Annotated in this window: 21 protein-coding genes; 7 read left to right on the forward strand and 14 right to left on the reverse strand. The window is 61.9% G+C overall.

The genetic code is table 11. The annotated features are described in order from the left end of the window. Positions 1-88: 88 nt before the first annotated feature. From B9A12_RS06435 to B9A12_RS06470, 8 genes are all read right to left on the reverse strand, one after another. Complete coding sequence (locus tag B9A12_RS06435) at positions 89-796, reverse strand: hypothetical protein (RefSeq protein ID WP_139796522.1); 708 nt, start codon at positions 794-796, stop codon at positions 89-91. Then, entirely contained in the window at positions 796-1,128 is a 333-nt protein-coding gene (locus tag B9A12_RS06440) for a hypothetical protein (RefSeq protein ID WP_084057060.1), read from the reverse strand. The genes B9A12_RS06435 and B9A12_RS06440 overlap by 1 nt, the downstream gene beginning before the upstream one ends. After that, complete coding sequence (locus tag B9A12_RS06445) at positions 1,112-2,068, reverse strand: metallophosphoesterase (RefSeq protein ID WP_084057061.1); 957 nt, start codon at positions 2,066-2,068, stop codon at positions 1,112-1,114. The genes B9A12_RS06440 and B9A12_RS06445 overlap by 17 nt, the downstream gene beginning before the upstream one ends. Further along, positions 2,052-3,653, reverse strand: a complete 1,602-nt coding sequence (locus tag B9A12_RS06450) for an ATP-binding protein (protein WP_084057062.1) — start codon at positions 3,651-3,653, stop codon at positions 2,052-2,054. The genes B9A12_RS06445 and B9A12_RS06450 overlap by 17 nt, the downstream gene beginning before the upstream one ends. A 204-nt stretch (positions 3,654-3,857) precedes the next feature. Further along, entirely contained in the window at positions 3,858-4,673 is an 816-nt protein-coding gene (locus tag B9A12_RS06455; RefSeq protein WP_170920395.1) for a M55 family metallopeptidase, read from the reverse strand. A 246-nt stretch (positions 4,674-4,919) separates the two neighbouring features. Beyond that, the gene (locus B9A12_RS06460) at positions 4,920-6,062 is read right to left on the reverse strand and encodes an MFS transporter (protein ID WP_084057064.1); all 1,143 of its coding nucleotides are present in this window, start codon (positions 6,060-6,062) and stop codon (positions 4,920-4,922) included. A 134-nt stretch (positions 6,063-6,196) separates the two neighbouring features. Further along, on the reverse strand, positions 6,197-7,597 hold the full coding sequence (locus tag B9A12_RS06465) for a sensor histidine kinase (protein WP_084057065.1): 1,401 nt from the start codon (positions 7,595-7,597) through the stop codon (positions 6,197-6,199). Continuing rightward, positions 7,594-8,364 carry a response regulator gene (locus tag B9A12_RS06470; protein ID WP_084057066.1) on the reverse strand — a complete coding sequence of 257 codons (771 nt, stop codon included), beginning with the start codon at positions 8,362-8,364 and terminating at the stop codon, positions 7,594-7,596. The genes B9A12_RS06465 and B9A12_RS06470 overlap by 4 nt, the downstream gene beginning before the upstream one ends. Positions 8,365-8,617: 253 nt before the next feature. On the opposite strand from B9A12_RS06470, the gene B9A12_RS06475 reads away from it, so the two are divergent. The 3 genes from B9A12_RS06475 to B9A12_RS16655 all read left to right on the forward strand — a co-directional run bounded on the left by B9A12_RS06475 (position 8,618) and on the right by B9A12_RS16655 (position 11,282). Further along, entirely contained in the window at positions 8,618-9,061 is a 444-nt protein-coding gene (locus tag B9A12_RS06475) for a periplasmic heavy metal sensor (protein WP_084057067.1), read from the forward strand. Positions 9,062-9,100: 39 nt separating this feature from the next. After that, the gene (locus tag B9A12_RS06480; protein ID WP_170920396.1) at positions 9,101-9,598 is read left to right on the forward strand and encodes a Spy/CpxP family protein refolding chaperone; all 498 of its coding nucleotides are present in this window, start codon (positions 9,101-9,103) and stop codon (positions 9,596-9,598) included. Between the two features lie 733 nt (positions 9,599-10,331). Further along, positions 10,332-11,282, forward strand: a complete 951-nt coding sequence (locus B9A12_RS16655; RefSeq protein WP_139796524.1) for a hypothetical protein — start codon at positions 10,332-10,334, stop codon at positions 11,280-11,282. A 53-nt stretch (positions 11,283-11,335) separates the two neighbouring features. Here the strand turns inward: B9A12_RS16655 and B9A12_RS06490 are convergent, their stop codons facing one another. After that, positions 11,336-13,903, reverse strand: coding sequence for a CHASE4 domain-containing protein (locus tag B9A12_RS06490; RefSeq protein ID WP_170920397.1), 2,568 nt, complete (start codon positions 13,901-13,903; stop codon positions 11,336-11,338). Between the two features lie 573 nt (positions 13,904-14,476). On the opposite strand from B9A12_RS06490, the gene B9A12_RS06495 reads away from it, so the two are divergent. After that, positions 14,477-14,833: a hypothetical protein gene (locus B9A12_RS06495; protein WP_084057071.1), complete on the forward strand. Its 357-nt coding sequence runs from the start codon at positions 14,477-14,479 to the stop codon at positions 14,831-14,833. A 7-nt stretch (positions 14,834-14,840) separates the two neighbouring features. Here B9A12_RS06495 and B9A12_RS06500 read toward each other — a convergent pair whose 3' ends face one another. Continuing rightward, positions 14,841-15,794, reverse strand: a complete 954-nt coding sequence (locus tag B9A12_RS06500) for a YkgJ family cysteine cluster protein (protein ID WP_170920398.1) — start codon at positions 15,792-15,794, stop codon at positions 14,841-14,843. Positions 15,795-15,991: 197 nt separating this feature from the next. Between B9A12_RS06500 and B9A12_RS06505 the strand changes: the two genes are divergently transcribed. Beyond that, entirely contained in the window at positions 15,992-17,749 is a 1,758-nt protein-coding gene (locus B9A12_RS06505) for a proline--tRNA ligase (protein ID WP_084057073.1), read from the forward strand. A gap of 228 nt (positions 17,750-17,977) precedes the next feature. After that, entirely contained in the window at positions 17,978-18,619 is a 642-nt protein-coding gene (locus B9A12_RS06510; protein ID WP_084057074.1) for an MBL fold metallo-hydrolase, read from the forward strand. Between the two features lie 34 nt (positions 18,620-18,653). On the opposite strand, the gene B9A12_RS06515 is transcribed toward B9A12_RS06510, so the two are convergent. The 4 genes from B9A12_RS06515 to B9A12_RS06530 form a co-directional block, all read right to left on the reverse strand. Continuing rightward, on the reverse strand, positions 18,654-19,349 hold the full coding sequence (locus B9A12_RS06515) for a PIG-L deacetylase family protein (protein WP_084057075.1): 696 nt from the start codon (positions 19,347-19,349) through the stop codon (positions 18,654-18,656). A 16-nt stretch (positions 19,350-19,365) separates the two neighbouring features. After that, on the reverse strand, positions 19,366-20,712 hold the full coding sequence (locus B9A12_RS06520) for a glycosyltransferase (RefSeq protein WP_170920399.1): 1,347 nt from the start codon (positions 20,710-20,712) through the stop codon (positions 19,366-19,368). A 26-nt stretch (positions 20,713-20,738) separates the two neighbouring features. Next, positions 20,739-21,767 carry a GNAT family N-acetyltransferase gene (locus B9A12_RS06525; protein WP_084057077.1) on the reverse strand — a complete coding sequence of 343 codons (1,029 nt, stop codon included), beginning with the start codon at positions 21,765-21,767 and terminating at the stop codon, positions 20,739-20,741. A gap of 111 nt (positions 21,768-21,878) precedes the next feature. Then, a complete protein-coding gene (locus tag B9A12_RS06530) occupies positions 21,879-23,204 on the reverse strand; it encodes a CysS/YqeB C-terminal domain-containing protein (protein WP_170920400.1) in 1,326 nt (441 codons plus the stop codon). An 85-nt stretch (positions 23,205-23,289) separates the two neighbouring features. Here B9A12_RS06530 and B9A12_RS06535 point away from each other — a divergent pair, with 85 nt between their 5' ends. Beyond that, positions 23,290-23,913, forward strand: coding sequence for an HAD family hydrolase (locus tag B9A12_RS06535; protein ID WP_170920401.1), 624 nt, complete (start codon positions 23,290-23,292; stop codon positions 23,911-23,913). The last annotated feature ends 186 nt before the right edge of the window (positions 23,914-24,099 follow it).

A 24,099-nucleotide genomic window follows, 5' to 3' on the forward strand; every position in this document is an offset into this window, starting at 1 on the left:
GGGCGTTGGAATCACTGAGCCCCTTGTACCGGAGTTTTCCAGGAAGGAAAAGCTATGGGATAAAGGGCACAAAACATTTTTGTCGCATTCAAACCATGGGGTCGGCAGGGCTTTCTCCGTCCCGGTCCCGCTGCTGCTCCACGCGGACTCCCCGGTGGGGATCCGGCGAGGGGCGCAGGACGAAGATCCGGTCGGCATGCTCGCGGAAGAGATCCACACTGTGGTGGCTGATCACCAGCACCTGAAAGCCCAGCTTGTGCGCGATGGTGTGAACGATTCCCATGAGGCGGGGGACCAGATCGGGACGCAGCCAGCAGTCCTGTTCGTCCAGGACGAGGAAGCGCCGGTGCTCCCGTTCGTCCAGCTGCGAAAGGGCGATGAAACGAAGCCCCACCGACAACACGTTGCACACGGATCCGCCCTGTCCCCGGAGGATGTCTTCGGGATGGCCCCCGCGTTCGATCCCGAAGCGGATCTGAACCTTACCGCGCTGCACCTGGCGGGATGTCACCACCCGGAGTTCCTGGCCCAGGATGTCTTGGAGCGCGTAGGTGAGGTTGCGTTCCACCTCGTCCAGAATATCTCCGAAAAGCGCCGAGGAAAGCATCTCCAGACGCTCCGCCACCCGCGGCTGAATCTCCAAAAACGCCTCCACTTCCCGGAGTTCGGCTTCCAGTTGTTGGCGTTTGTCCGCCAGCGCTTTCGCCTCCCATTGCAGGCCCGTCAGCCGATCCCGCAGCGGTTGGGGCGAAGGAGGTGCCGGCAGCTTGGGACTCTTTTCCCCTTTTTCGGTCATTATTCGGCCTCTTCGGGGTTTTCGATCCTTTCCAGCGCCCCTTGGATCGATCGAATATGCTCCTGATATTCTGCCACCTTCTCCTCGTTTTCCGCCCGCCACCGTTCCAAAAGGGCCCGCAGCTCGTTCAGGTCGCTTGTACCGTATTCGTCTTTCGCCTGCCGCTCCAGCTCTCTCAATTGTTGTTCCAGGTTCTGCAGGGTCGTGTCCGTTTCGATCTTCTTCTTGTGCAGCTTTTCATATTCCTTGCGAAGACCTTCCAATCGCTCCTGGACCTGGCGGTCTTCGGCCGGAATGTCTTGAGGGGCCCTCTGATTATTCTTTGCGATCATGGTGCATCACCTCCTGGTACAGGTCCCAGATGATCCGGTCCACGGGATCGTGCGAATCCAGATTGGCTTCCAGAAAGGCCTTGAGGCCCACGCCTTCGGTGGTTTTTCGAAGGGCCAGGTTTTCCAGACCGCGGATGAAACGCGATGCGTCCATTTCTCCATCCCCCGAAAAGCCGCTTTCATCCAGCGGGGGAAAGACTTCCTCGAAGGGGCGAGCGGGCACTTCCACACGTTCCAGCTGGCCGGAGCCCGCCCACCAGATGGTCACGCCGGGGCGCACCGACCGGGTGACGGGGCTCCTGGAGATGCGTGTGAGGCTGCCCGGGTTGAGCCACAGGGTGGCGCCTCGCTGCTGGGGCGGCTTGGGTGTGTGGATATGTCCGTTCACCACCAGATCCACGCCGGGGATTTCGGTGAGCGCGATTCGACCGGCCTCGTAGTCGGGAAATTGCAAGTTATGGTGCGCCACCCAGATGACGAAGTCATGCCCCTGCCGGTCCACCCGCTTCGGCAGTGGGGTCCAATCGGGAGCCGCGCCCAGGAGTACCTGTCTGCCTGCCATGGCAAGGGACGCCGCCGGTCCGGCCTCGCTCAAGAGCCGCACCACCCCGGCCGCTTCCAGCACAGCCAGGGACACGTCCCGGGTGTAGCGGGCCTGGTACTTGTCGTGGTTTCCCACCAGCACCCACGGCTTTACGGGGCGGAAGAGATCCATCAGGTCCACCAGAAGCTCGTTGGGATTGTCCCGGGGCACGTGGAAGAGGTCTCCCAGAACGATGGGAAGCAGCCGCCGATCCCGGGCCAAGTCCAGACAAAAGGCGAGTTTTTCCAACACGGTTTCCCGGTAGTCGTCCAGCCGATGGCCCGGGGGAGATGCCGCAACGTGGGGATCTCCGATGAAGAGGCATCCTGCATAGTCCTTCTCATGGGCTGTGGTCATGGCGCTCCCTCTCCGCAGGTTTGTCTGCCGCCGCTTCCTCCAGAAAGTGATCCACATCCATGGGCTGGCGGCAGAAAGGGCATAGGCCCGCGCGGTCGATCCAGTCCCGCACCTGATCGCGTCTCTCGCAAAGCGCCTCTTCCAACCGCCGTCGCCCCCGCTCCCATCGGTCACTCTTCGCCTTCAGGGCCTCCAGGCGACGGCAAAGCGACGCCAAGGCCGCCACCGGGGCTTTTTCGGGGGGAGCCTGGAGGCGGGCCAGGTGTTTCCCCTTTTGCGCGACGGCGTCCCGGGCCGCACGGGCCTTGTGGAGTGCCGCCAGCGCCTGGGCCAGCCGTTGGGAGGGATGCAGGGCCGGAGGACCGGACAGGTGGGAAAGGGCGTTGGAAGCACCGCGCACTTTCCGCCGGATGCGCGTGAGACGCTCCATTTCGCCTAGCGCTGCGGCCAGGGTATCCGTCCCGTAGAGGTTGGGCGGGGTGACGAGCCGATCCAGCGCGGCCCGGCGCTCACGGAAGCGGTGGAGATCTCTTTCCAGGGCCCTCATGCGGCGGCAGGTACTTTCCAGACCGGGCGTTTTCCTGAGGACAGGGGGCTCCCCTATCCCTTCCAGGACCTTGGCTTGCTCACGGTGGATGCCAATCAAGCCCCGGGTGCGGAAAAGGGATGCCACCATGTGCCGGAGGGCCGCCGTGTCCTTCAAAGGAGGCGGTGCCGGAAGATCCCGCAATACGTCCCGCCCCTTGTGAAGGCGGGTCTTGAGTTGAACCCTCTTTTCCACGGCTTGGACCAGTAGGCGCAGCGGCTCCACCTTGTTGAGATCCGGGGGAGCCTGTAACATCCCCAGCTCGTCGTGCCTTTTCAGGAAGAGTTTGCGCTGCGTAACGCACTCCTCCAGAGTGCGGAGAAAGGATTCCAGGGCGGGGATCGCCCTCTCCAATCTCTGGATCTCCCCGTAGAGGTCTTGCGCCTCCTCCAGCAACCCGTTCAGCCGGGGCAGGTCCCGGAATCGTTCCAGTTCCTTTTCCGTGCGGGCCAAATCCGCTTCCAGGCGCTTGACCTGCCGCTGGGCCACGCCGGTTCGCGTTTTCAGTTCTTGCTGCATCTGCAGCAGGTATTCGGCTTCGGTGGACGCGGCGAAGAAGGCGGCCGCCTGGGATCCGCTCTGATCCAAAAGGAAAATGGGGGTCTTCTGGTTGCCGATATGGATGTCGATGGCTCCCGCTTCCGTCTCCAGGCTCTGGATGCGAAGCATCGCCTGCACATCTTTCGGAACGGTGCGCCCGAACTTGGCGTAGGTCTCCTCGCCGCCGTCGGCCGCCCCGATCTTGTAGATGGCCGAGTTGGCCTTGCGCTCCCACTGAACGTAACGCCCATCGTCCAGTTCCAAGCGAACCACCGCGCAGGATGCTCCGTGGCGAATCACTTCCCTGGACGGAGGGTTTTCCGCCACGCACCGGAGGGCCTCCACCACGGCGCTCTTTCCCGTGTTGTTGGGACCTGTGATCACATTGACGCCCCGGTGGAGTTCCAGTTCGGTCCTCTCATGGGCCATGAAATTTTCAATGACAATCCGTCGTATCATCTCCGTGCCTCAGAGCGCGGGTCCTGGCCTGGGACGCTCGCTGTCCACACACCACCGCAAAAGCGGCACCGCCAGTAGGATACAAGGGACAAGGCACCGGGAGCAAGGAGCCCCTGAAGGTCCAACTCGGCGATCCGTTCCCAGTGATGCCTGATGGATAAGGGGGCATAAGCGCCGCCGGTCCCGGTGGGAGTCCCAAGGCCCTTACATGAGCCTCAAGCCCAGGCGGGATCCTTGCACGTAGGCCGCCAAGAGAAGGGGTCGGAGCGGCCAAGCCAGACCGTCGAAGAAGGCCAGATCGGCCAGACGTTCGTAGGTCTCCGTCGCCCGGTCGGCCGTCCATGCGATGCGCCGCCCATCCACCAGGGCTTCCAGGCGATGGCGACCGAACAGGAGCCGGCCGAAGCGGCCATGTGACTTAAGGGCTTGCGCCACCTCGTGGGTCAATCGGCGCCGAAGTTCAGCGGCCCGGTCGTCGGAAAGGGGCTCCTTGGGAACGGGAAAGGCCGTGATCCACGGGAGGGTCTTCCGGACCCGCTCCAGCACGCACTGCTGCGCGGACACGAAAAGCACGGGGATGCCGTGTTCGCCCAACACCGCGGCAAAGAGTTCCACCTCCGTGACGGGGCGGCCGTTGATGTGAACCCACCGGATCTTCTTGTGAAAGATATGGGGGCTGAAGCTCCCCTGCTGATCCGGCGCGGCATGCCAGCCGACGAAGACCGCGCCCTCCACCGCGGGGAGCCGGCCGATGAGTCGGATGGGCTTCAGGTACTGGCCTCGGATGCAGCGGACCCCGGAAGGCAGCGATCCGGGCCGTATGTTGTAGCCGGGGCCGTGCATGTCCCGCACCCACACGGAACGAGCCCCCGCACGCAGTGCCCCCCGGGCCGCCGCACTCACATCCGCCGTGATGGCATGGCATGCCGCCTTCCAGGCGGGAGTTCCCGGCTTGCACTGCTCCTTTTTCCAGATTCCGATCCCGCCTTCGATATCCGCCATGATGAGCACCGATTTCACGACCGTCTTCCCCTCCTTCCGGTTGTCCGTCGTCCGTGATCCGTCATCTGTGATGGGTGGTTGGGAGCACCCCGGGGGTAGTGGGCCTGGGGCGGAAGCGGCTCCGGCCGCGATTCGGATGCACCCTTGGAGGCTGTCTGACAAGGGCCTCTCAGCCTTTTGGGGCTTTCTGAGCAGTTGAAATTTTACTGTGCAACGAAGCCCGCTCCCTTCGCACAGACGCCGTGGCTCGGCCTCCATCAACTCTCAGCCGCTTTCCCTCATCGCCTGCCCAGGGACCTCCCGGTCCGTTCGGATCCTTTGGGTCAGCACCAGCGACACCAGGCTCAGGACCGCTCCACCCACAAAGGGAATCCGATAGTCCACCATCCACAACATCCCGCCCAAGGCCGGAATCACCACCGCAGCCACATGGTTGACGGTGAATCCCACGGCCATGCTGGGCGCGATGTCCTGGGGATCCGCAATCTTTTGGAAATAGGTTCGAATGGCGATGGAAAAGTTGAAAAAAACGAAGTCGATCACATAGAGAGCACCGGCCATCAGGGGATTTCGCGTCCAGGCATAGGCGGTAAAGACCAGCGCCATGGCGGCATATTCCAAGCTCAGTACCTTGCGTTCGCCGTAGCGGGCGATGGCCCGGCCGATGGCGGGGCTGAGGACCGTATTGATCAAGTTGTTGATCACGAAAAGAACCGTCACCGCCTGAACGGTGTAGTGAAATTCCTTCACCAACAAGAACACGGCGAAGGCCACAAAGATCTGGCGGCGGGCCCCCGCAAGGAAGGTGAGGGCATAAAAGAGCAGGTAACGTTTGCGAAAGACCATCTGCTTGCGCTGGGGGGCCAGGTTCCGATCCGACGGGTCCTGGACCAGGGCCCACAACGATCCCACCACCAGAAGCCCTCCCCAGGCGAGGAACTGGGTCCTATAGGAAACAAAGGAGGCCGCCGCGAAGATGGCGACTCCCACCGCGATGTTGGTGGCGGCGGCCGCCGCCCGGAGCCTTCCGAAGACCACGGGCGCCCGGGCCTTGTCGAAGTATTGCAGGGTGAGAGACTGGTTCAGGGTTTCGTAGTAGTGAAAGCCGAAGGACATGAGCAGGGTCGTGCCCACGATGCCCCAGAAGGTGGGGAATAGACCGGTGAGTCCCACCCCGACTCCCAAGACCAGGATGGAAAGGGCGGCCAGCCGGTGCTCGGAAATCACCAGCAGCAGGTAAACCACCAGCAGGGACAAAAAGCCGGGAACTTCCCGAAGCGACTGCACCCATCCCATCTGGTCGCCTTCCAGGCGGGCCGCCTCCACGGCAAAATTGTTGATCAGGGTACGCCACGACTGGAAACCGGCGGCCGATAGAACCGTGAGGACCAGCAGGTAGACGTACATGCGGCGGTTGTCAACGGCACGATCCACGGCCTCTCCCCCTCGAACGTCAAGATGAAAGCTAACCTCTACTCGCTCCAGACCCCCATGTAAACGGTCGTCGTGGAAGGCCGCCATGAATGCCAGGTGATGCGAGTTCATTCATCACCGCTTGCCGCTGACCGCTCACCACAGAGCACCGGGACTCGGATTTCGACGCGAAGGCCGCCGTCGGAAACGTTGGCCGCCCGGAGGGTGCCCCCGTGCAACCGCACCGCACGATGGGCGATGGCAAGGCCCAGACCCACACCGCCGCTTCGGCGGTCCCGGGACGAATCCACACGGTAAAAGGGATGGAAGAGGCGGCCGATGGCCTCTTCCGGGACGCCGGGACCCCGGTCCCGAACGGCAATCACCCCCATGGGTACCGCTCCGGCGGTGTCCACACCCAGGGAGACCTCCACTGCGGTACCGGCCGGAGCGTGGCGCAGCGCATTTCTCACCACATTGTCCACGGCACTTTGAAGCAGCTCGGCGGAACCCCGCACCCGTACAGGCTCGGAGCGCACCAGGGCCACGGTGCAGTCCCTTTTCGTCGCCTCGAAGGCGGCGTCCTGCACCACGCCGTGGACCAGCCCGTCCAGATCCAATTCCTCCGCCGTTTCCGGTTCGCGCAGCTGTTCCAGCCGAGCCAGCGTGAGCACCTGACCGATCAGGCGGTTCAGCCGTTCGGATTCCTTGCCGATCCGTTCCAACAGGGCGTGGATCTCCTCCGGGGCCTTGTCCTTGGCCAGTTCCAGGGCCACGCCCAGTCGCGTCAAGGGCGATCGAAGTTCGTGGGAAACATCCCGCAGGAGTCGCCGTTGTGCCTCCAGAAGCTCCTGGAGGCGTTCGGCCATGTGATCGAAATCCCGAGCCAGGGCCCCGAACTCATCCTTTCTTTCCTTCAAACCGGCGCCCACCCGCGCGGACAGATGGCCGGACGCCAGATCCCGCGCTGTGCCTTGGAGGATTCGAAGGGGTGCCGTCAGATGCCGGGCCAGAAAGAAGCAAAGAACCATCCCCACGGCGAGCAGGCTCGCCAGAGTGATCAGGAACGGGCTGGGCCTGGGAGTCATCCGGGGCGGCGGGGGGGCATGCCGGATCAGGGAATAGGCCGATCCCGAAGGCCCGGCAAGGCGCAGGATCTGGTACGGAGGGGGCGGCAGGAGCCTTCGAACCGGTCGATCCGGTTTGGGAACCCGGCGCTGTTTCAGGACCTCACGGGGCACAGGCCGGCCGGTCAGTTCCCTTCCCCCGGCGTCCAAAAAGTAGTAACGGGCCGGGCCCTCCCCTTCCAGGCGCCGCACATAGCGTCGAAGAGCCCTCCTTCCTTCCGTCTCATAGATGCGAACGCCGACGACTCCCGCCATGCGCAGGTTCTGGCGGGCGGCGCTTCGCCAGGCCTCCGTCCAGACGTGTTTGGGAAAGAGCCAGCCCATGATAAAAAAAGACAGCAAGGCACCGGCGATGATGGTGGCGCAAAAGGCCAAAAAGAGCTTGGCAAAAAGGGTTCTCATGGGGCGTCCTTTCCTCCCCGGTCTGGGAGGTCGTTGGGACCGTCGCCTTCCGGCAGGCCGTACAGATAGCCCACACCCCGCACCGTCTTGATCCGCTCGACGCCCCGCGGTCCTTCCCCCAGCTTTTTTCGAAGGTTACTCACATGCACATCCAGGCTTCGATCGAAGGGTTGAAGCTTTCGACCCAGGACCTGCAAGCTCAGTTCTTCGCGGCTGAGCACCCGGCCGGCGCCCCGCAACAGCACCTCCAGCAGATTGAACTCCACCGTGGTGAGTCGAACCGGACGTCCGCCACAGGAGACCGTCCTTGTCCCCGGATGGAGCTCCACGTCGCCCACCCGCAGGACTTCCGGGCGGGCTGAAGCGGCATCTTGTTCCTGGGCCTTTGATTCCGGCTGCCGCGCCCTTCTCAGAACAGCCCGCAGCCGCGCCAGCAGTTCCCGGGGATTGAACGGCTTGGGCAGGTAGTCGTCGGCGCCCAGCTCCAACCCCACGATGCGGTCCACGTCATCACCTCGGGCCGTGAGCATCACCACGGGGATCGGGGACAAGGCGCGAAGGCGCCGCAAGACCTCCAAGCCGTCCAAGCCCGGAAGCATCACATCCAGGACCACCAGATCGAAGTGCTTGTGGCCCACGGCCTGGAGACCCGCTTCCCCGTCATGAACGCTGGTGACCTGAAAGCCATGGGGTTCCAGGTATTCGGTGAGCAGCTCGCACAGTTCCACATCGTCATCGACCACCAGCAACCGCAATCCCTCACGCATACCTCCCGTTCCCCCTCCGATCGTGTGGTTTCCCATCGGGGCAAAGCATAGCGAAAAGGACGCGAGCCCGCATGTAAAGATTTGTGAAGGCCGCGGGAGCGGCCGCGCCGGAACCATGGGCCTTCGCAAACTTTTACATAACTTCACAATCATTTGACACACATTAACCCGCCTTCGGGCTACATCTCTTCCCAACGAACCGGGGCGGCCCGGGCCCCTCAAGACGGAAAAAGGGAACTGAAAGGAGATGCACATGGAGACAAAAGAGATGGAAACGACGTCTCAAGGACGGGACCCATCGATCAGGGCTTGGCTTGGGGCGGCACTGGTGTGGCTTTTGGCCGTGGGCGCGCTCCACGCAGGAGCCGGAAAGGCCCTGGGGCACCCCCCGCCGCCCCCACCGGATGTGGACACGATGATCCGCCACATGGACCGGGAACTGAATCTGACGGCGGACCAGAAGGAAAAGCTGCGCGCTATTTTTGAAGAGGCTCAACAAAAGGCACAGGAGCTGAGGGAGCGCTCACAAGCCGACGGATCCGGTTTCGAGGCCGTGAAGGCGCAGATGGATCAGCTGCGAGACGAGACAGAGGCGCGGATCAAGGAAGTGCTCCGAGCCGACCAGTACGAAAAGTGGCAAGAGATGCGCAAGGAAAGGGAGACACGCCGCGGCCCCCGCCCGGGAAGACGGGACTGACGGCATTTTTCGGACACAGGTATGAAAGGAGAAGACAGTATGCGTAGACAAAGAATGGTGATCGCGGCCTTGGTGCTCACTCTTCTGGCCGGAACGGTGGTCCAGGCCCATGCGGCCGGCCGCTCCCCGTTCCAAGGTCCGCCCCCTCACGGCGGCCCTGGTTTCTTTCAAGGAATGGAGCGGTTTTTGGAACTTCGGCTCACGCCGGATCAGCAGGAACGGATCCAGGCCGTGTTGGAAAAGTATCGGGACGAACTCCACGATGCTTTCAGGGTTAAAAGGGAAGCCCGAAGAAACCTCATGACCGTGATGGATAATGAAGGGACCGACGAAGCCGCTGTGCGCAAGGCCTTTCAGGCCGCGGCCTCTGCAGAGGAAGATTGGATCGTGCTGCGCCATAAGCTGCGCCGGGAAATCGCCTCCATCCTGACCCCAAAGCAGCGCGCCCTCCTATCCCAATGGCATCCCAAGCGTCGGCACGGGGTTGCCCCGCCCCGGCCGGCTCCTGCGGGCGACGAAGGTCCCATGGCGGACTGAGGCGCCTGCTTCCCACCGCCCGGCCCCCCCTGCCGGGCGATTCCCTCCGTCAACCGGGCGGCCTCTTAGGCCGCCCGGCCTCAACGTCCTTGTGTAACGATCCCATCTGCCCTTGCCATACCCGAGCCCGGCTGCACATCAGCAAACGAGAAACCAATCTCTCATTGGCTGCATCTCGTTCAACACGCCAACTGAACAGGACGGGCTGGGACCCACTTTCGCCAAGCCCCACCGACCCCCATCGCGCCTGGGCGACACCACAGAAAAATCCCACGGGAATGGAGATCTAGCGGCGCAAGGGTTTCAAGGGCGATATGGGCTTGACACCAACGGACAAGCAATCCATAACAGCACAACAACAAGATCCCCTGCAGATATAAAAATCTCCGGTGTATTCACACCTGCAGCACGTTTTCCCAGCCACGCGCATTTGGCTGTTGATACATTGATCGCAATCCTCTCCAATGCATTTCCAAGCGACTTGCCCATTATGTTTTGTTTTGATCAGTTTACAACTCAATGTGGTTTTGGCAAGGGGCGTTATTGGGTTTAACAACAAGATGGACAGAAAGCTCAAGACCATAATACATACGATCCAATGAATTCTTCTTGTGGTCATCTCACACCTCCTTTCTTATCCCACACCGTGAACGGCCCATAAGGATTATGGGCGGCCTTCCCCGGAAACCGACCGGGATTCCGAAGGACACAGTTCTTTCAAGAAAACATTTTGATGGCCTTCCATGCCGCACAAAAAGGCCTCTCTCGCTTCCGTGATCTTCCAAATCGCCTTGCACCCTTTCCTTTGAAAGCGATACTGCGTCCACCTGCCCCGCATCTGGTCGTCGAGAAAGCCCTCTTCCACAATGGTCACCACCGCATGCAACGCGCATTCGCTCCGGTCGCGCTTCTGGCGGATATTCAAAAACTTCACGTCGGCCACGGGGTGAATCCTCAAGGCAATCCGCAGGGGATCCGCTGCCCATCCTTCTTCACTTTTTCCGGAATCCCCCACCAAGGCATGGATTGCTCCAAGATCGAGAGGTCGGTAGGAAAGGACGGGAAACATGGCGGGATCCACATCCTGCGCCTCCATCTCCACAGGACAAAGGAAGCACAAGAGCACGGCGAGGCCCAACAACCAAGCCCTTTTGGAGGCCGAATGAACCCTGTTTTCTCTCCTCATGGCCTCACCGCCCTCTTCTTTTCGGGCGCCATCGCGCCCCATCTTCCGAGAATATCCGGTGCAGCCGATGCGCCCACATTTCAAGGTCTGAAGCCACGAAAGATGAAACCCGCCGTGAGCGATAAACGGCAGGGTGCCGACGCCTCACAACCGGGGCCTTACGCCGCCTTTCTCAACGAGCTTCCAGGAGTCAAGCAGTGCCATCCGACGGCCACAAGAGATGAGCTGGATTGGAAACCGTTGTGTGCTTCAAGAGGCGAATGGACAAGTTCACGGGCATCCGAGCATTTCACCTTAGATGGTAAAAGATATATCCGGATGCGTGAGGTGGGGCAACCAGGATTTGCTCTCTATCCGGCATGGGGCATGGGATCCGATCCATCCGACGGTTCTGGTCGCTTGGGCTTCGCTTTGCACGAGAAAGGAGGCGGCTTGTCGGCAAGCGCGATCGCGGCCAAGGCCGCTGTCCCACATCAAGAGCATGACCCTCTCAGATAAACCAGGCAAGAAAGGGTCTGGGCAGGCAAAAGCCCCTTTTCCCCGGGCCTGTTTCAGGCGTTCCCCTTTCGGCAGGCATTGCCGCCGTCATCGTTAAGGGCCTGATGGACGGTGCGGGCCAGCTGATCCATGGTATAGGGTTTGGCCAGGAAGCCCCATGCACCCAGGCGGAGCACCTCCTTCAGGCGGTTGTTGTCCGTGTAGCCGCTGACCACCACAGCCTTCTGGTGCGGTCGGAACGAAAGCACCTCCCGATACACATCCGCTCCGTCCATGTCCTCGTCCAACACCATATCGAGCAGGATGAGATCCGGGGATTCCTCTCGGGCCAATTGAATCGCCGCAGGGCCGTCCGGGGCGGAAATCACCCGGTAGCCCAGATCCGACAAGCCGGTTTCCACCAACAGTCTTTGTTCTTCCTGATCTTCCACCAGCAAGATCGTCTGACCTTGTCCTCGGACAAGGGCCGAGGACCCGGCCGCCTCCTGCTCCAACGCTTCCGGGGGATCGGCCACGGGCAGGTAGAGCGTCACGGTGGTGCCTTTTCCCAGTTCGCTCCGGATGTCCACGAAGCCGCCCATGTCCTTCACCGTGTGCCACAAGATGGTCATGCCCAGGCCCGAACCACTCCGGCCCATCTTCTTCTTGGTGTAAAAGGGCTCGAAAATCCTCTCCAAGTCCTTGGGATCGATCCCCAAACCGGTGTCGGAGACGCTCAGGATCGCATAGTGGCCCGGAGGCACGGTTTCGTAGGCCGAGAGCGGTTCGTTCAAGCGAACGCTCCCGCCGTGGATGGTCACCAAGCCCGTGTCGGTTACGGCCTCGGCGGCGTTTCGCACCAGGTTACTGAGGGCCTTGTGCAGGTGAGCGGCCGAGCCGCGCACATGGATCTCGCTGGAGCCCATCTTCCGCTGGAAACGCACCTGGGGATGGGTGCTTCGAAGCGCTTCGAATTCGGGCGAAGTCAGGTAGGACTCAATAAAGCTATTCAGCCCGATGGTTTCCTCGGTCTTGACGCCACGGCGGGCCAGGGTCAAAAGGTCTTGGACCAAGGCGGCGGCCTTTTGGGCCGAGTCGCGGATCTTTTGGAGGGGAGCATGGAAGGGGTGCTGGGGATCCAGGCCGTGCAACAGAAAGTCCGGATACCCCACCAGGGGTGTGAGGAGATTGTTGAGATCGTGAGCTACGCCGCCCGCCAGCAGCCCCACGGTTTCCATCTTGCGAGCCCGTTCCAGCTCCGCCTGCACCTTCTTCAGCTCGCTTAGATCCGAAGCCGTTTCCAGAAGGTGGGGCCTGCCGAGGAAGGTCACCTCCACCACACTGCGCAGTACCGGCACCCGTTGTCCGGAGGCGGTGGGTATGCTGCATTCCTCCTCCCGGACCCGTCGGCCGCGATCCAACACGGGGCATTTGGGATCCGGCGACGGGCACACGGTCTTTTTGCAGTCTGTGCCCTGCAGGTCTTGCAAGCTTCGGCCCGTCAGTTCCTGGGCCTTGGAGTTGGCCCATGTGACGGTGCGAGCCTCCCTATCGATCAAAAACATGGCCCCCGGATAGCCTTCCAAGATGTCTTGCAATTCGGCCTGGCTCGCGTCCCGCTCCTCCAGCGCTCGTTCCAGGGTCTCGATCAGGTCGTTCAAGGAATTGCTGAGGGTGTCGATCTCGTCGGCTGAGGGCGTCTTTCCCGGGCCGGCATGGAGCGAGCGGAAACGGCGCGTCTTTTCCACTGCGGCGCTCAGCCGTTTGAAAAGACGGCGATCCAAGACGAACCAGAAAAGGAGGCAGACCGCGATCACCCCGCCCGCCAGACACACCGTGTAGACGGACAGCGCCTTGATAGCCCGTTGGTGGATGAGCCTGGGAAAACGGGCGCTGAGAACGCAGGCGGGTCTTCCCGAAAGATCGGACAAGACGACCCGACCGGTGTAATGGCTATCGTCAAAGGAGAGCGAAGTCTCGGCGAAGGAGGCTTTTGAGGCCGCTTCCGGCGAGGATGGGAGAACCGAAAGCCGAACATGCTGGCCGGCTATTTCCCGGAGCCGCTCCAACAGGTGATCGTCCAAAGGACGGATCACCACAAGGGATCCCCGGATGGGGCCCTTTTCTTCGCTGTTCAGAATGGGCCGGGCGCACACCAGGTAGGCCTTGCCCTGAAAGGCCAAAAGGCCCCGCACATCGCTGGTCGTGCTCTCATGGTGGATCAGTTCCCCATGGGATTGGACGCGTTCCAGGAAAGCATGGGAAAGCATGATTCGAATGGCCCGATCCGGGTCACCGGCGTAATAGTAGCGCAGAGATCCGTCCCGATCGAAATAGAGGATGGCCATCAACCGAGTGGTTGCCATCGTTTGGGGATTCAGATTGGATTCCACATAGTCTGAATTGAGATCCACGATGAACCGGTACGTATCGTCCCACATGGCCCAGTCGCCCGTAAGCCGGCTCAAGCTTTCCAGCTGCATCTCCACTGCTTTTTCGATGCTCTCGACGCTCCTGCGCGCATACCCGTGTTCCAAAGCGTCCAGTTGGGCCACGAAGGTGAGACGCGAAAGGAAAAAGGCGCCGGCGACCACGACCAGAATCAGTCCCATGAGGAAGATGAGGACTCGATATCGCAGCATGGCGCCTCCACACATTGCGAATCAACTGATTGTTTAGATAATCAGAAGGAACGGGTCGATACTTTAGAAAACCCCTGACCGGCCGTCAAGCGACGCAGATCAAGGGTCCGCCGGGATTCCGGTGCGGTGTTTCCAAAACCGCTCCGGCTCCTGCCCACAGGCTGACCAGGAAGCTTCCTGAAAGAGGGTCCCACACGCGAGAACGTCCTGCGGTCATCGCCTGGAAGGGCAACCCGCCCGATTGTCCCCATGTACGCCTCTTTGCCCTCAGGCCGGCGGAACGTTTGACACGGCCGTGCCAAACCACCCCAAAAGAGAGCCACGCGTTCTTTCATGGACAAGCTTCCCGGGCTCGACAGGAACCCCAGTGCCCCTGGACAACTTCTTGCCAAAGAGGTAAGCGGACTTATTATTTCCTATGCAGGCCGTGGAGCAAGGAACGGGAACCGGCCGTGCTGGAATTTCCAAGGACGCGGCCGTACAGGTGCCTCATTCCCAGCAGCCTGGTTTCGGATAAGCTCCCACAAGTCACCACGCACGACGACTTTTCCAAGAAAAGGGAGGTACGGAGAAATGAGCCAATGTGAAGCGTGCGGAGTGAAGGTGGCCGGAGACGAGATCTACGAACATGCCGGTCAGACGCTTTGCGAGGACTGTTATTTGGACCGGATGGCCACCCCCAAGGTGTGCGACCCGTGGGCGGTCTACAGCGCCAAAAAGACGGGGGAGGGCCAAGCCGGCCTGACCGAACTCCAGCAAAAGATCCTGGACCTTCTCAAGGAACGGGGCCCGGTGCCGCTGGAAGAAATCAAGGCGGAACTGGGAATCGACGAAGGCGAATTCCGGTCCAACTTCGCCACCTTGCGCCACCTGGAGCTGGCCAAGGCCACCAAGGTGGGCGACAAGGTGTGTTATACGGTGTTTTCGTGAGTGGAAGCTACTCTTCTTTGGCTTCTTCGGACGGCGCATCGGGCACCAGCACCCGGGTGCCGTCCGGTCCCACGTCCACCCGGAAGCCGAAGACCTGCACCAGATCGGCAAAACTCCTTCCGAAGACCAGTTCCAGCTGGGATCGGGGGATGTTCAGCTTTTCCGCCACGAAGTTGCGAAAATGGTCTTCATAGGCCAGGAGGTCCAACACCTGGTCCACGGCTTCACCCCGGGTCTCCTCCAAGGCCTTGAAGGCCGCCGTGAGCTTTTCAAAGGCGCATCGGCGGTCGTGTTCTTCCAGAAGGTCCCACAGGACGTCCACCTCTCCGAAGATGTCCTTTCGGGTCAGGTAGGGCTGGGCCGTCAGTTCTTCCCCCGGCTTGGGATCCCAGCAGGCCTGGGCCCGGCACTGGAGGGGGCGGTCCGCGTAGATGGTGCATTCCTGGGTGTCCCCGTCAAAAAAGAGGCATTGGCGCCCGCCGGGCTTTTCCCGCAGTTTGATCCTTTCGTCCACCAAAAAGACCAGTTCGTCCTTGAACGGCGAATGCACGGGCTCACCGCGCCGCAGGGTGTAGAGGGCACCCCAGGGGATCTTGCCCTGCCGGAGGAGTTCCAAATCCTCCACGTGCAGGGTGGGGCTTCCGTGGCGGCAGCACTCCCCGCACATGAGGCAGCTGGGCAGGATTTCCCGGGCGTGGGTTTCCGCCAGCGCCAGCACCCGCTTCCAGTCCCGCACCTTCTCCGCTCCGCACAGCTTGTGCCACTTCTGCAGGATCGTCTGGAATTCGGGATCCCGGTCCAACTGGAGGATCACCCGTTCCTTGGGCACGGGATTGTCCGGGTCGTCCGTGAGCTCTTCGGCGTAACGGAAGACATTTTCCCGGAACTGCTCGATATTCCACAAAGCGGGGGTCATCCCCGGTTCGCTCCCTGGATGGGGCATGGATTGTCGATCGTCCATAGTAACACTGGTCTCCTTCGAAGGGGATTTTCCGGCCCTGGGGCCGAATGCCTTCTTCATAGCAGGACGGTTCCAAGGGGCCAAGGGCTTTTCCGCATCCGAGATTTGCGGTTGTGGCGGGGCGGCTCCCGTGGTAAGGTCTAACGCCCTAATAACTAACGAAAAGTCTATGGAATGCCAACGAGGAGGTCCGGTCCATGCGCTTCAGCAGGTATTTTGTGCACACGCTCTTCGAGGTCCCCAAGGAAGCGGAAACCCCGTCCCACATCCTGCTGCTTCGGGGTTCCTACATCTATCCGGCGGCGGCGGGCATCTATTCGCTGCTGCCCCTGGGGCACCGGGTGGCGGAAAAGGTCAAACAGATCATCCGAGAAGAGATGGACGGCATCGACGGGCTGGAAGTGACCATGCCGGTGCTCAACCCGGCGGAATTGTGGAAGGCCACCAAGCGCTACTACGACATCGGACCGGAGCTCTTTCGCATTCGGGATCGGCGCAACCGGGAATTCGTCCTGGCCATGACCCACGAGGAGATCATCACCGACATCGCCAAGAAATTCCTCAGGTCCTACCGGGATCTTCCGGTCATGCTCTACCAGATCCAGACCAAGATCCGTGACGAAGCCCGCCCCCGGGCAGGGCTCCTTCGGGTGCGGGAATTCCAGATGAAGGACGCCTACAGTTTCCATCCGGATTTTGAGGATCTGGACCGCTACTATCCCCGCATCTACAACGCGTACCTGCGCGTCTTCGCCCGCTGCGGCCTCCAGGCCGTGCCCATCGAAGCGGACACGGGCATCATGGGCGGAACCGGGTCCCATGAATTCATGTTGGAATCGCCCCACGGCGAAGACCAGTTCGTGGTGTGCACCCAGTGCGACTACCGGGCCAACACGGAAAAGGCCGTGGGTGTCAAGCCCGCCCTGAACGACCTGCCCGCGGATCCTCCGCCCATGGAACGCGTGACCACGCCGGGGGTGAAGACCATCGCCCAGCTCATGGACTTTTTCCAGACCTCGGAAGACCACTTCCTGAAGACGGTGGCCTATGAGGCGGACGGCGAGCTGGTGCTGGCCGTGGTCCGGGGGGATTTCAACGTCTCTTCCACCAAGCTGGCCAACCACCTGAAGGCGGTCCATCTGGACATGGCTTCCGAGGAAGCCCTGGAAAAGGAAGGCCTGCACGGGGGCTTCCTCTCGCCCGTGGGCCTGGACGGCAAGAAGATCCGCGTGGTGGTGGACACCTCCGTAAACGAGAACACCCTCTACGTGGCGGGCGGAAACGACGTGGACCTGCACCTCAAGAACGTGTTGGCGGGCCGGAATTTCCACATCTCGGACCCGGCCGACATCGCCGAGGTGCGCCACGGGGACGGGTGCGCCCAGTGCGGAAGCGGAACCCTGGAAATACGGCGCGGCATCGAACTGGGTCACACGTTCAAGCTGGGCACCAAGTACACGGCACCCGACACCATGGACGTGACCTTTCTGGACGCGGAGGGACAAAACCGCCGGCTGGTCATGGGCTGCTACGGCATCGGCGTGGAGCGCCTTATGGCCTCCGTCGTGGAAAGCTGGCATGACGAAGCGGGCATCGTCTGGCCGGTGACCATCGCCCCGTTCCAGGTGGTGATCACCACGCTGGGCAAGAAGGCCGAGGTGGACGCCACGGCCGAAGAACTTTACCGGGAGCTGGGCGAGCGCTGGGACGTGCTCTACGACGACCGGGACGAATCACCGGGTGTCAAACTCAAGGACGCCGACCTTCTGGGCATTCCCGTGCGGGTGGTGGTGAGCCAGCGGGGACTGAAGCAGGGAACCTTCGAGGTGAAGGTGCGCCAAACGGGTGAGGTCCATTTCTTCCGCCGCCAGGAACTTTGTGGGGCGGTGGAGCGGATCCTGGGGGATCTGGCCCCCGTCCTGGAAGGCCTGCCCTGGATGGATGAGAACGTTTAGGCGATTGCCCGACAATGGCCTTTCAGCCTTTTCGGAAGATTTCTAACCGGTTGAAATTCCACTGTGCTAGACGGCTCTTTGGAAGTTCGCAGACAGTCGGGGCGGGTTCCGAACCCGCCCCGACTCCCGCAAGACAAGACCAACGGCACGGATTCCCGCCCGGACGAGTGCCTCTAAAGCCGCTTTTCACCAGCAACAGAACACAAGAATCCCTCGGGAGGTGACGGCGTGACAGCCTCGGACCCGGTCTTGCTGACCATGGGAGAGATGGAGATTTTGCGCTTCGTGCTGGGCCCCTACCAGGTGAACGCTTACGGCCTGGTCTGCCGCGATAGCGGGGAAACACTTCTCATCGACGCTCCCCGGGGGATCCTGGCCGCCCTTGGGGAGGTGGCGCCCAAGGCGGTGGTGCTCACCCACGGTCACCGGGACCACACAGAGGGCTTGGAGGAAGTGGCGAAGGAACTGCGCGTTCCAATCTTCTGCCACGACGAAGACGCCGCGCGCATTCCCGTCTCCGGCCTGAAGCCGCTCCAAGACGGCGACACCCTTTCGGTGGGATCCCTCACCGTGCGGGTGCTCCACACGCCGGGCCATACGCCGGGAAGCATCTGCTTGCACTGGGCAAACGTGCTCTTTTCCGGCGACACCCTCTTTCCCCGAGGCCCCGGCCGCACCGACAGCCCGGCCGCTTTTCGGCAGATCCTCACCTCCCTAGAGAAGAGGATCTTTTCCCTTCCCGTGAGCACCCTGGTACTGCCCGGCCACGGCCCGCCCACCAACGTGGGCGTGGAACGGGACGCCGCCCGGGCCTTCCTGGAACGGGGCGTTCCGGATGATCTCTTCGGAGACGTGGACTGGGGCCGCTGAAATCGTCTAAGGAATCGGCCCGCCCCAAGGCCTTCTATTCCGGAAGCACCACGCGATGAAATCCTTCCGCATACGTGTAGGACGTGCCTTCCGCCAGCTTCCGGCACCGGTCCTCCACCCACTTTCGGATGTCCGCCACGGGATGCTGGTTCCATTGGCTGGCGTGGCACTGGAGGGCAGCGATCTTGGTTTCAAACAGATCGGTGATGTCCACCCGGTGATTGATGTCTTCCGCCGCCCAGAACCAGGCCTCCCGCACCTTGTGGGGTTCCAGCCCCTCGGCCAGAAGATCGGGATAGGCCAGATGATCCCGGGCGTAGGGAAAGAGCGCATCCATCACCACCTGGCCCACAATCCGATGGTCCCGATGCCAGAGATAGCGACGGTAGGGATCGGAAGAGAGTACCAGGCGAGGGCGGAAGGTGCGGATCCAGCGCACCAGTTCCTTTCGGAACTCCGGGGTGTCTTCCAGGCCCTGGTCCGGGTAATGGAGGAAGACCACGGGGCCCACCCCCACCGTATCCGCAGCGGCCCGTTGCTCCTTTTGTCGAATCCGCGCCAGCTCGGCGGGGTCCATGTTCCGATCTCCGGTTCCCTTTTCCCCGTCCGTGCAGATCACGTAGGCGATCTTTTGGCCTTCTCCGGCCATGCGGGCGATGGTTCCCGCCGCCCCGAAGTCGGGATCGTCGGGATGGGCGGCAATGACCAGCACGTCAACAGGTTCTTTCATCTTCATTTCCTCTAGCTCAAAATCCCACGTGGGGAAGGCTCATGCGTTGATCCGATGCCTCGCCCTTCCAAGGGATCGAGACGTCCGCCTTCATATCAGCAAAGACCGCTTCCAGCTTTCGAGCGGTTTCCCGCCAACGGTATCGACTGACCACGGCGCGGATGGTCTCCCGATCCGAAGGGCCGATCCCACGGGACAAGCCTTTCAGGATTCCCTGGGCCAGGGTTTCCGGGGCGTTGTCCGGTGTGAGCACGGCGGCAACGCTTCCCTTGGGGATATCCTGAAGGACGCCCACGGGCGGGCCCACCACGGGAGTGCCGCAGGCCATGGCTTCCAGGATGGCCAGTCCGAAGCTTTCGTAAAAGGATGAAACCACATAGAGATCCGCGGCATTGTAATAGACGGAAAGCTCCCCGTGTTCCACGCGGCCGAGAAAAGAGATCCGGCCGTCGGGGACCAGGTTTTCGGCCAGTTGCGTCATCTCCTTCCACACAAGATCGTCTTCCGCGGGATCTCCTCCCACCACCAGCAGCCGAATCGGTCGGGAAGGCTCCACGAGGGCCACGGCCCTGATGAGCCGCTCCAAGCCTTTCACCGGATCGAACCGGCCGACGAAGAGAAGAACCGCCTCCTCGGGTGCCAGGTTCAATCGGCGGCGGCAGGCCGACCGGTCCAGGGGTCGAAAGATGTGATCATCCACGCCGCAGGGGATGATCACCGTCCGGTCGTTGGACACACCGTAATGGTCCTGCAGAGCCGCCCGCTCCTGGTGCGTGGCGGCGATCACGCACCGGCTCTTGCGGGCCACGCGCCTTTCCGCGCACAGCCGGCAGGGAGAATCCACCCTCTTTCCCAACGCCCGTCGTTTCAGCTCGCTCAAGGTGTGAAACATGACCGCATGGGGCGTTTGAAGACGCTCGGCTGCCTGCACCCCCGCCATGCCGGAAATCCAGTAATGGCTGAAGATCACATCGTACGGACGGACTCGCAGGCGATTGTGGCGGCAGACGGCCTCGGCAAAGCGATCGGCAATCCCTTGGAACCGGTCCGGGGCCTTTCCATGGGGGGGTAGAGCCGGCACTGGGATAGTGCGAATCCGACCGCCCCTTGGACGAAGCCGGCCGGGCAGGCGCGTGGAAGGGGTATTGACGGACGGCTCGTCCGTTCCCCCAACCCCGGTGAAGATGTCCACATCGTGTCCCAGGCAGGCCAAGGCCCGGGAAACCTCCCGGATATAGACACTCATCCCTCCCGTATCCCGTCGCCCCAAGGGCCCGCTGGGATTGGAATGGGCACAGATCAGAGCGATATGCCGCCGCACACCACCGCTTTCCATCTCCGGTTCCCTCATCTCCCCGCGCATCTTCGCCTCGTGACAGTTCCCAATCATCAGCCGCGCATGTGGATACGAACCCGAAACAGCTGGACCTCCCCACCTCCCAGTCGGAACTTGTAGACTTCGTCGCCGCGCAGGAATTCGTAGCGTTCGCGCCCCAGTTCCACGGCGTCTCGGATTGTGAAGACCTTGCTCACCCAACCCGCACTCACAGCACCGTAGGCGGCATCATAGCCGTTGTTATACAGGTAGATGACCTTGCCGTCATCAAGACACAGGGTGCCGGCTATGGAACGGCCGTCCAGCTCCAACAGGGAAAGACGCACCATGCCCTCCCGGCTCATGGCCCGGCACAGGGATTGGAAGTAGGACCGCATGGACTGGGTGAGGAATCCGGCCTTGTCCCGCCGGTTGCTCTTGAAGAGCTCAAAGAAAACGGGAAGCGCCCGTTCCACGTCGTGCGGATCGGTATGGATGCGGAAGCTCACGGCGCCGGCCTCCTCCAAACGGCGCATCTTTCGCCGCACCTCATGGCGCTGCTTTCCGGAAAGCCTCTGCAGATAGCCATCCCAAGTGTCCGGAAGCTCCATCTCCACCGTGACGGCCTCGGGCTGGACGAAAACCTCCAGTCCTTGGCTGCGCGCCGTTTCGGTCAAATGGGTATGCACGAAGGAATCCGGGCGAACGGGCCCCAGATCCAGGGATGGAAGGCCCTGTCGGTGGGCTGCCTCCAGGAGCAGAGAGGCGGCCTTTTCCTCGGCACCGGGGATCACCACCGCATCAAAGTAGTCGAAGATGTCCGGGTCTCCGGCGAACCGGGCCGCGTCCCCGTGGATCATGAGTGGAAGGGCGCCCAGGACGGCCTGTCCCTCCCAGGCCGAAAGGGCGAAGATATCCGCGTCTGCTCCCAGTGTTTCCTTCCAGGCGTCGATCCAGGCCGGCGAAACGAAAGGATTGGGCCAGCGAAGCCCCAGAATGTTTCGCTCATTCCACAACCGCCGCAGCTCGTCCAATGGTTCCGCTCTCCCTGTGATGATCCATAAGCCGTGATCGGCGGCGGGCGAAGGTTCCAAAGGGCACATCCGTCTCCCGTCGCCTCACATACGGCGCCAGCACCCATCACGGCTTGTAGCGTTGTTTGTCTGCAGACACCGCGAAGACCCATGGACGAAGGATGAGTCCCCCGTCATGCCTCAGCGCACCCGCCATCGGGGCCCGTCCGGGGTGTCTTCTACCAGCACACCCCCTTCGGCCAGGGCGTTTCGGATCCCGTCCGCAGTCCCCCAGTCGTGTTCTTCTCTTCGCTCCCGGCGCCATTCCAGCAGCCGGTCCACCACCGGAGCCAGGATGCCGGCCTTGTCCTCTTTCGACAGCGCCAATCTCTGGGCCACGGCCACCAGCCACTCGCGAAAGATCTCCCGGGCCTGAGCGATCTCTTCCGGTGCCAGTCCCATCTCCTGAGCCTGCCAAAGAAGCATGTCCAGGCCCAGAAGCGCGGCGGCTGCACCGTGGGAATTGCGGCCGGCCATGCTTTCGCGGAAGGTCGATTCAAGCTGTCGAACCCGGCTCCAAAAGTCCACTTCTCCCAGGGATTCAGGAAACTCTCGGTCCCCTTGGTCCCCGGTTGCCTTTTCCGTCTCGGGAGCGGCACACGTTTCTGCTTCGTCGTCTTCCGCCCCGGCGCACAGAACTTCCAAGCGAAAGGTGGCGTCTGAAGCGAACACCCGCTCCACACGTCTTGGAGCCAGCCCGCCGGTCGGGCGCCGAAGGGTGCATTTTCCCAGGCCCTTCACGGTCCCGCGGCCCGCCTCCCAGTCGAGCAGCACCGCCGTGTGCTCGTCGATTCCCAGCACCGCCGTCTCGTCCGGAAGCATGGCCTGCAGTCGTTGGAAACGTTCCCGGCCCATGTAGCAAAAGCGCGTGTCGTGGGTGCCCCCTTCCGCATTGTTCCAGTGGGGTACCACCACGGCACGGATCCCCAGGAATCCCAAAACATCCAGGCCCGGCGCCCAATGGAGATCGGCTCCCACCTTGTAGATCTCATAGACGGGCAAGGTCCGCAGGCCCAGGGTGAGAGCGGCGGCACTGGCGGCCGTGAGCACCCCTCCCTTGAGAAGGTGATTCTTGAAGATTTCCGGAACCGGTGTTCCGACCCAGTGGCGCACGGCGTAACTGGGGCTTCCAGGCCCCACCAGGATGACATCCGCCGCCTGCAACAGATCCAGCGCCCGCCTTCCTTCGGGGGTCTCCAGGGCATCGCGGGATTTGATGGACGCCACCTGGAGCGGGTATCCTACCCGCTGGGAAAAGTAATCCTGGGCGCGCCGGGAGATTTCGTCCACATTGAGCTGAAATCCGGCGGGGGTATCCAGAAAGACAGCCAGGGGCCGGGTCCCGCAGCGGCGCAGCAGGGCCTTGTGCACCTCCACCATGGTGGCGGTCAACTCCCCGGATCCCATGAGGGCCAGTATTCCTTTGGCCTTCGCAGGGGCCGGCTCAGACCGGATGGTCGCGGTCATGCGCTTCGTTCCTTTTCCATCGACAACGGCAACGCAAAATCAAAACAATAGCAAAACTAAGGCTTTTTCAAAAGGACGCCAGCCCATGCAGGATCTGAAAGCGGTCGTTTTCGACTTCGGCAGGGTGATCTCCGCCCAGAAGCCCCCATCCCTCTTTCGAAGTTACGAAGAGTTCTTGGGGATTCCACCGGATACCCTCAACAGGGTTATGTTCGAACATCCCGCCTGGGAAGAGGCCCTGCTGGGGCGCATCACTCTGGATGAGTACTGGGAGCGGATCGGTCCCGCTCTGGGCCTGAAGACGGTGGAAGCCGTGAGAGCCTTTCGCCGCCGCTACGACGCCGATGAACGGCTCAACGAGGAGGTGGCCGCCATTGTTCGATCTCTCCACGGCCGGCTGCCCCTGGCAGTCCTTTCCAACGCACCCCGGGGCCTTGAAAAATGGTTGGAACGATGGGGACTCTTGCACCTTTTTGATGCGATTTTCTGCTCCGCCAACGAAGGCGTGCGAAAGCCCTTTGCGGAGGCCTACCTGCGCACACTGGAACGGCTGGGAGTCGGCGCCGAGGAAACGCTCTTTGTGGACGACGCCTGGGAAAACGTGGCAGCCGCCCGCCAATTGGGCCTCCAGGTCCACCACTTCCGAAACGCCGATCTCTTGAGAAAAGACCTTCGCAAACGGGGGGTCCTTGGCAAGGACATTGTCTGAAAATGGTCTCTCACTCTTTTGTGGCTTTCTGACCAGCTGAAATTCCACTGAACGTCCGGTGCAGGGCCCTGTTTTCGCCGGCACGAAGGATGCCTTACCCATAAGCCGCTCGTTTTGTCGTTCCCGAATCAACTCGCAGCCATGGCGGCTCGTTCTCCTAAAAGATCAAACCTGTTGCTGTGCTTC

Origin of the sequence: Desulfacinum hydrothermale DSM 13146, from assembly GCF_900176285.1 — a bacterium.
In the GTDB taxonomy this organism is placed as follows: domain Bacteria; phylum Desulfobacterota; class Syntrophobacteria; order Syntrophobacterales; family DSM-9756; genus Desulfacinum; species Desulfacinum hydrothermale.

Coding starts and splice junctions, on each gene's coding strand:
- B9A12_RS06435 (WP_139796522.1), bottom strand. CDS start 796: ATGACCGAAAAAGGGGAAAAGAGTCCCAAGCTGCCGGCACCTCCTTCG.
- B9A12_RS06440 (WP_084057060.1), bottom strand. CDS start 1,128: ATGATCGCAAAGAATAATCAGAGGGCCCCTCAAGACATTCCGGCCGAA.
- B9A12_RS06445 (WP_084057061.1), bottom strand. CDS start 2,068: ATGACCACAGCCCATGAGAAGGACTATGCAGGATGCCTCTTCATCGGA.
- B9A12_RS06450 (WP_084057062.1), bottom strand. CDS start 3,653: ATGATACGACGGATTGTCATTGAAAATTTCATGGCCCATGAGAGGACC.
- B9A12_RS06460 (WP_084057064.1), bottom strand. CDS start 6,062: ATGTACGTCTACCTGCTGGTCCTCACGGTTCTATCGGCCGCCGGTTTC.
- B9A12_RS06465 (WP_084057065.1), bottom strand. CDS start 7,597: ATGAGAACCCTTTTTGCCAAGCTCTTTTTGGCCTTTTGCGCCACCATC.
- B9A12_RS06470 (WP_084057066.1), bottom strand. CDS start 8,364: ATGCGTGAGGGATTGCGGTTGCTGGTGGTCGATGACGATGTGGAACTG.
- B9A12_RS06475 (WP_084057067.1), top strand. CDS start 8,618: ATGGAGACAAAAGAGATGGAAACGACGTCTCAAGGACGGGACCCATCG.
- B9A12_RS06480 (WP_170920396.1), top strand. CDS start 9,101: ATGCGTAGACAAAGAATGGTGATCGCGGCCTTGGTGCTCACTCTTCTG.
- B9A12_RS16655 (WP_139796524.1), top strand. CDS start 10,332: ATGGCCTTCCATGCCGCACAAAAAGGCCTCTCTCGCTTCCGTGATCTT.
- B9A12_RS06490 (WP_170920397.1), bottom strand. CDS start 13,903: ATGCTGCGATATCGAGTCCTCATCTTCCTCATGGGACTGATTCTGGTC.
- B9A12_RS06495 (WP_084057071.1), top strand. CDS start 14,477: ATGAGCCAATGTGAAGCGTGCGGAGTGAAGGTGGCCGGAGACGAGATC.
- B9A12_RS06500 (WP_170920398.1), bottom strand. CDS start 15,794: ATGGACGATCGACAATCCATGCCCCATCCAGGGAGCGAACCGGGGATG.
- B9A12_RS06505 (WP_084057073.1), top strand. CDS start 15,992: ATGCGCTTCAGCAGGTATTTTGTGCACACGCTCTTCGAGGTCCCCAAG.
- B9A12_RS06515 (WP_084057075.1), bottom strand. CDS start 19,349: ATGAAAGAACCTGTTGACGTGCTGGTCATTGCCGCCCATCCCGACGAT.
- B9A12_RS06520 (WP_170920399.1), bottom strand. CDS start 20,712: ATGCGCGGGGAGATGAGGGAACCGGAGATGGAAAGCGGTGGTGTGCGG.
- B9A12_RS06525 (WP_084057077.1), bottom strand. CDS start 21,767: ATGTGCCCTTTGGAACCTTCGCCCGCCGCCGATCACGGCTTATGGATC.
- B9A12_RS06530 (WP_170920400.1), bottom strand. CDS start 23,204: ATGACCGCGACCATCCGGTCTGAGCCGGCCCCTGCGAAGGCCAAAGGA.
- B9A12_RS06535 (WP_170920401.1), top strand. CDS start 23,290: ATGCAGGATCTGAAAGCGGTCGTTTTCGACTTCGGCAGGGTGATCTCC.